This is a genomic window from Arthrobacter sp. ISL-30 (genome assembly GCF_018613855.1).
GTDB lineage: Bacteria > Actinomycetota > Actinomycetes > Actinomycetales > Micrococcaceae > Arthrobacter.
On sequence record NZ_JAGGPK010000066.1, the window covers coordinates 1 to 6151 of the forward strand.

The window sequence follows — 6151 nt, forward strand, 5'->3', positions numbered from 1 at the left end:
GTGTACTGCGCGTGGATGATCCTGCCCACCTGCTCCCGGGCCGCCGCCACCACCCGCGGATGGCAGTGACCGGTGCTGGTCACCCCAATACCGGTCGTGAAATCCAAATACGCCCGGCCATCAGTCCCGTAAATCCAACTGCCAAGGGCATGATCCACGACGACGGGCGTTGCTTGCTTCAATGCGGGGCTAAGGGAAGTCATGCGTTCCATGGTGCACGTCACATTCGCTTATTGTCAACAATCCTGCGATCCCGTAGGGTTGTGGCGTGAGCAACACTAATAACCAGAGCCCTGATAGCGCCCGGGCAACGCCCCGCGTTGTCATACTCGTCGCGGAAGGCCAGCCCCGCCCCTACAACCTAGCCGCCATCGAATCCCGGGCCGACGTTGTCCTGACGGATGCCGCCGGCCTCGCCGAAGCGTCGCGTGGAGCGGACATCCTGTTCCTCTGGGACTTCTTTTCGTCGGCACTGAAGGACGCCTGGCCGCACGCAGATGCCCTCCAATGGGTTCATGTGGCGGCAGCCGGTGTGGACGCCATGATGTTTGACGAGCTGCGCACCTCTGATGTGCTGGTAACCAACGCGCACGGCACTTTTGACAGGCCGATTGCGGAGTTCGTATTGGCATCCATCCTCGCCCACGACAAACAGCTTCATCTCAGCAAGTCCCTGCAGCAGCAGGCCGTCTGGCAGCACCGCGAACTCACCCGCACAGAAGGTTCGCGTGCACTGGTGGTGGGAACGGGGGGAATCGGACGCGCCACCGCCAGGCTGCTCCGCGCAGCGGGACTGGAGGCCCAGGGAATCGGGCGCACTCCCCGGGAGGATGACCCTGACTTTGGCATCGTCCACTCGAGCGCGGAACTGGCCGAGCACGTAGCCTGGGCCGACCACTTGGTGCTCATCGCGCCACTCACAGAGCAGACGCGGAAGATGGTGAACACCGACGTCTTGGCCGCCATGAAACAGACTGCGCATCTGGTCAATGTAGGCCGCGGGGCACTTGTGGATGAAGAAGCTTTGATCAAGGCCCTCCGGGAGCACCAGATCGCCGCGGCCTCGCTGGACGTATTCACCGAAGAGCCGGTTCCCCCAGACCACCCCTTCTGGACGATGGAAAGCGTGCACATGTCCGCACACATGTGTGGCGACGTTATCGGCTGGCGCGACGCGCTGGCGGACCAGTTCCTGGCCAACCTTCAGCGCTGGTCCTCAGGCCAGGAGCTCACCAACCTGGTGGATAAGGAGCGCGGCTACGTCAGCACGAGCTGACAGCGCTCCCGAACAAGCCGGCAATTATGTGATTCCGACCACAAAAGCTACGTTGTAAACAATCTTACTAATTCTATGGAGGTGTCTTTTTGCTGTTCAGCCACGAGGAGTACGACGCCCGGCTCGCCGGAGTGCGCCTGAGGATGGCCAAGCAGGGTCTCTCCGCCCTGCTGGTCACCGACCCGGCCAACATCTACTACCTGACCGGCTACAACGCCTGGTCCTTCTACACTCCGCAGCTGGTTTTTGTACCCGCTGACGGACCCATGATCCTCTTTACTCGGGCCATGGATGCCGGCGGCGCCTTCCGCACGAGCTGGCTGCCCGAGGAGTGCATCGTCGGCTACCCGGAACAGTACGTTCACCGCCCGCAGGTGCATCCCTTCGACTGGGTGGCCTTCGCCCTCCGCGAGCGTTACCTCATCGCCCCGGCAGCCAAGGGCTGCGTGGGCCTTGAAATGGACTCGCACTTCTTCTCCCCCAAGGCATACCGCTCACTGGTCAACGCCATTCCCGAATGGACCCTCGTGGACAGCTTCGAGTTGGTCAACTGGGTCCGCTCCATCAAGTCTCCGGCCGAAATCCAGCTGATGCGCGGCGCCGCCCAAGTCTGCATGGCGGCCATGGAAGCCGCGATCGAAACCATCGACGTCGGCGTCCGCCAGTGCGATGCCGCGGCGGCCATCAGCCAGGCGCAAATCAAGGGCGCCAACGGGATCGGCGGGGATTATCCCGCCATCGTGCCGATGCTGCCCACGGGTGAAGCGGCGGACACCCCGCACCTGACCTGGAGCGAGGACAGGTTCGAGGCGGGACAGGCCGTGGTCATTGAACTGGCCGGCGCCCACCAGCGCTACCACGCTCCGCTGGCCCGCACGCTGACGCTCGGCAAGAAACCGGACCGCCTCGCCAAGCTGGCAGACGCCGTCGCCGACGGCCTCAACGCCGTGCTGACTGAAGTTCAGCCGGGTGTTCCCGTCCGTGAACTGGCCCGGGCCTGGAACTGGACGCTGGCCAAATACGGCTTGGAAAAGCCGTCCCGCATCGGCTACTCAATCGGCATCGGCTACCCGCCGGACTGGGGCGAACGCACTATCTCAATCCGCTCCGAGGAAGAATCCGTCCTGGCAGAAAACATGACCTTCCACGTCATCGGAGGAATGTGGATGGACAACTACGGCTACGAACTCTCCGAATCAATCCGCGTCACCGCCGACGGCGTGGAAACCTTCACCAGCTTCCCGCGGGAACTGCTCCAGAAAGGCAGCTGACCCATGATTACTGACCACTTTGCCACTCGCTCCCACGCAACCCTTCCCCTGGCCGACCGTACGGCCGACCTTGTCGGTTCAGTCATCGACTCCAGCACGTCACTGCTCGCCTCGCAGACCCACGACATTGTCCGGTTCGCCATGGGCTCCCCCGCGGATGAGGCCGTGCCGCTGGAGGAATTCCGGGACATCGCCAGCCAGGTCATGGACCACAGCTCGCTGACCTACGGCGCCACTGAGGGAGAACCGGTACTGCTCAAGGCCCTCGTGGATTACCTCGCCGGCACGTCCGACCCGACGGACGAGGACCGCATCACGATCACGTCCGGCGGCATGCAGGGCCTCGACCTGGCCTGCAAACTATTCATCAACCCCGGCGATCTGGTGATCGTGGAGAGCCCGACCTACACCAACGGCAGCGCTACGGCCCTGAGCTACGGCGCGGAACTGCTGGAGGCACCCACAGACGGGAACGGCCTCGTCGTGGAGGCACTCCCCGAACTCGTTGCCGCCGCGGGCCGCCTGCCGAAGGCCATCTACACCATCCCCAACTTCCAGAACCCCTCCGGGACAACGATGTCTTTGGCGCGCCGCCACCAGCTGCTGGAACTCGCGCATGAGTGGAACTCCGTGATCATCGATGACGATCCCTACGGGCTGCTCCGCTTCCAGGGCGAGGACCTGCCGTCCCTGCAGGCCCTCAGCCCAGGCGACCCGTTGCTGTTCTCCGTCCGCACGTTCTCCAAGATCCTGGCCCCAGGCCTGCGCCTGGGCTGGGTGGACACGGACCCGGCGCTGCGGCAGCTGGTCATCAACGCCAAGCAGGCGATGGACACCTGCACCAACGTTCCCGCGCAACACCTCGTTGCCGAATTCATCCGCCGCGGCGGACTGGACAACCACCTCGCAGGGCTGCGCACAGAGTACAAGCGCCGCAAAGACTCGATGCAGGAGAGCCTGCGCCGGAAGCTCGGTGACAGGGTCACCACCACCGATCCTGAAGGCGGCTTCTTCCTGTGGCTCACGCTCCAGGGCGAGGATGCCCGGATTTCTACTGGGAAGCTCTTCGAAACGGCCCTTGCAGAAGGCGTCGCCTTCATTCCCGGACCCGCCCTTTCCGCCAGCGGAAAGTTCGACGACGCCCTACGGCTCTGCTTCGCATCTACCACTCCCGATCGGGCCGAGGAGGGCATCATCCGCCTCCGCCGGGCCATGGACCGGGAGCTGGCGGCGCTGAAGGCCGGAGCACCGGCATGAGTTCCGTCCCTGACACGCAGGTGCTGGAGAACAACATGCACGATCAAGAACTGCTGGAACAAAAGGTCCTCGGCCTGATCAGCGAGCCTGATCTTGTTGCCCTCACCACGGACCTCGTGGCCGCCGGCGGCGAAAACCCCGGCGGCACCGAGGAAGCCATGGTGGAAGTCCTAAAACACTTCTGCCTCGGCGCGCAACTGGACGTATCGACGGAAACCGTCGCCCCGGGACGGCCCAACCTTACGGCCGTGCTGCCGGGCGGCGACCGGCCAGGTATCCTCTTCCTCGGACACTCCGACGTCGTTCCGGCCGGCACGGGCTGGGAGCGGCCCCCGTTCGAGCCCTACGTCCGCGACGGACGGCTCTTTGGCCGCGGTTCCACGGACATGAAAGGCGGCCTGGCCGCCGTCGTGATCGCGCTGAAGGCGCTCAAGGAAGCCGGCGCGGAGCTGCCCTTCAACGCTGCCCTGGCCTGCACGGTGGACGAGGAGGACCTGGGCATTGGCATCCGGGCCTACACGGCCACCGCGCTGGCCGATCCGGCCTTTTCCTACTCGGCATGCATCGTCGCCGAGCCCACCGACCTCGAGACCGTGATCGGTTGCCGCGGGGACAGCTATATCGAGCTGAATGTCACCGGCAAAGCGGCTCACTCGGGCCGGCCGGCGGACGGCAGGAACGCGATTGACGCGGCAGCAAAGATCCTGGACCTGATCCGCGACGATCACACCCGCCTGCAGGCCGAGCAGGACCCGCTGCTGGGCGCGGGGAGCTGGAATATCGGGCTCATCAGTGGCGGCACCGGTACATCCATGGTGGCGGCAGAATGCACCATCTCCCTGGACCGGCGGCTCATGCCCGACGACGACGCGCAGCTGCTCCTGGACAGGCTCCGTGAACAGATCAGGGAAGCCGGCATCGACTCGGACGGCATTTCAGTGGCGGCTGCGGTCACCATGGAGATGCCGGGATTCCGCACTCCGGCAGACCATCCGCTGGTGGCAAACTCGGTGTCCGCGCTTGCCGACGCCGGCGTGGACAGCGCCATCACCGGCTGGACGGCGGCCTGCGACGGCGGCTTCGTTGCCCGCGACCTCGAGGTCCCGACTATTGTCATGGGCCCCGGCGGACTCAATGACCAGGCCCACCAGGTCAACGAATCCGTCAGCACCGCAGAGCTCGTTGCGGCAGCCCGCGCCTACGCCCTGATGTGCCTGCGGCACGGCCGGAACTGACAGCGTCCGTAAGAGCCAGACCTGGTAAGGAAGAACGGCCGGCTGCACCTTTCGTGCGGCCGGCCGTTCTTTGGGCTTCCGCTGGTCTGCCGGCGCTTGCACTGGCTAATAGGCGCTTGCACTGGTCTGGCAATAGCAGCCGAGGAACAACAGCGCATCGGGGAACAGCGGCGGGAAAACAGCGCAGCCGGGTCGCAGGAAGCGGCCCGGCTGCGCTAATTCTCGGTGCGTCCCTACGGGGTGGAGTCGACCGCGCGGGAATACGTCAGCGTCTCGTCGCGGGCGCCGCCCATCCAGATGTCCTGGCAGGCTGCTGCCATTTCGTCGAGGCCTTCAACGACGGTGGCAAAAACGTTCCCGGGAACCCAACCGGTGTCCCCGTTGAGCAGCAGGTTGTTGCGGCCGTAGAAAACAGCCAGGTCCACGATGGTCTGCACAGAGTCGGTCTCGGAATCCTGCTCGTAACCGTGAGAGGGCGTCTTCAAGTCGTTGGGAGTGAACGTGAAGTAGCAGACGTCCCCCGGGATGGGAGTAACCGTGGTGTTCTCCGGGCCCGGCTCCTGCGGTGCGAAGGCCGGGACGAGGTTGTAAATCTCATTGCGGGCGTACTTTCCGTGAAACACCTGGCCGCTGAGCGGCAGCGCATCCCAGACCGCCTTGCTCGTACGGGGAGCGACGTCGTCGTGAAGGAGCGCCTTGCAGGTGACCCCGCGCTTCTCGAGAGTGATGTTGATATACCGCGCCATGTTTCTGCCTTACTTCCTGGTTGGAGTCGGTAACAGCGCCTTGCTGTTTCCATTGCCTTCAGGCTATGTGGCCCGCATCACGATTGTCAACAATCCTACCGGCCCTTGTGGAAGGAGTAGCGGCTGCGTAGGATTGCCGACAACCAGCCCCCTCCCCGGCCTCGCCTCCTCAGGCGTCCCCTTCGCGGGACAAGCACCCTCGGAAAGGCTCTTGGCCCGCGCATCATGATGGAACGGATGCCCGTGTCAGAAAAGGAATCAGTACTGGAGAACTTCCGGCGCCCGGCGCCGGCCACCGCCGCCACCACCATCCAGCAGGGCGACGCCCTGGAGAACCTGCTGCACGAGAACCGCAGTTTTGCCCCG

6 protein-coding genes are annotated in these 6151 nt (G+C 64.5%); 4 read left to right on the forward strand and 2 right to left on the reverse strand.

The genetic code is table 11. The features are described 5' to 3' along the window. Positions 1-203, reverse strand: a 203-nt coding sequence (locus J7E82_RS20215) for an aminotransferase class III-fold pyridoxal phosphate-dependent enzyme (RefSeq protein ID WP_214865933.1), incomplete at its 3' end; no start/stop codon positions are given. 65 nt (positions 204-268) lie between these two features. On the opposite strand from J7E82_RS20215, the gene J7E82_RS20220 reads away from it, so the two are divergent. The 4 genes from J7E82_RS20220 (at position 269) to J7E82_RS20235 (ending at position 5039) form a co-directional block, all read left to right on the forward strand. Next, the gene (locus J7E82_RS20220; RefSeq protein ID WP_214865935.1) at positions 269-1276 is read left to right on the forward strand and encodes a D-2-hydroxyacid dehydrogenase; all 1008 of its coding nucleotides are present in this window, start codon (positions 269-271) and stop codon (positions 1274-1276) included. Between the two features lie 89 nt (positions 1277-1365). Next, the gene (locus J7E82_RS20225; protein ID WP_214865937.1) at positions 1366-2547 is read left to right on the forward strand and encodes a M24 family metallopeptidase; all 1182 of its coding nucleotides are present in this window, start codon (positions 1366-1368) and stop codon (positions 2545-2547) included. Positions 2548-2550: 3 nt separating this feature from the next. Then, entirely contained in the window at positions 2551-3804 is a 1254-nt protein-coding gene (locus tag J7E82_RS20230) for a PLP-dependent aminotransferase family protein (RefSeq protein WP_214865939.1), read from the forward strand. Beyond that, on the forward strand, positions 3801-5039 hold the full coding sequence (locus J7E82_RS20235) for a M20 family metallopeptidase (RefSeq protein WP_251042194.1): 1239 nt from the start codon (positions 3801-3803) through the stop codon (positions 5037-5039). Before J7E82_RS20230 ends, J7E82_RS20235 begins: the two co-directional genes overlap by 4 nt. A gap of 233 nt (positions 5040-5272) precedes the next feature. Here the strand turns inward: J7E82_RS20235 and J7E82_RS20240 are convergent, their stop codons facing one another. Then, positions 5273-5785, reverse strand: coding sequence for a DUF3830 family protein (locus tag J7E82_RS20240; RefSeq protein WP_214865941.1), 513 nt, complete (start codon positions 5783-5785; stop codon positions 5273-5275). Positions 5786-6151 lie beyond the last annotated feature (366 nt).

Bases quoted from the DNA above. Each gene is read 5' to 3' on its own strand.
- J7E82_RS20230 (WP_214865939.1), top strand. From the start codon at position 2,551: ATGATTACTGACCACTTTGCCACTCGCTCCCACGCAACCCTTCCCCTG.
- J7E82_RS20235 (WP_251042194.1), top strand. From the start codon at position 3,801: ATGAGTTCCGTCCCTGACACGCAGGTGCTGGAGAACAACATGCACGAT.
- J7E82_RS20240 (WP_214865941.1), bottom strand. From the start codon at position 5,785: ATGGCGCGGTATATCAACATCACTCTCGAGAAGCGCGGGGTCACCTGC.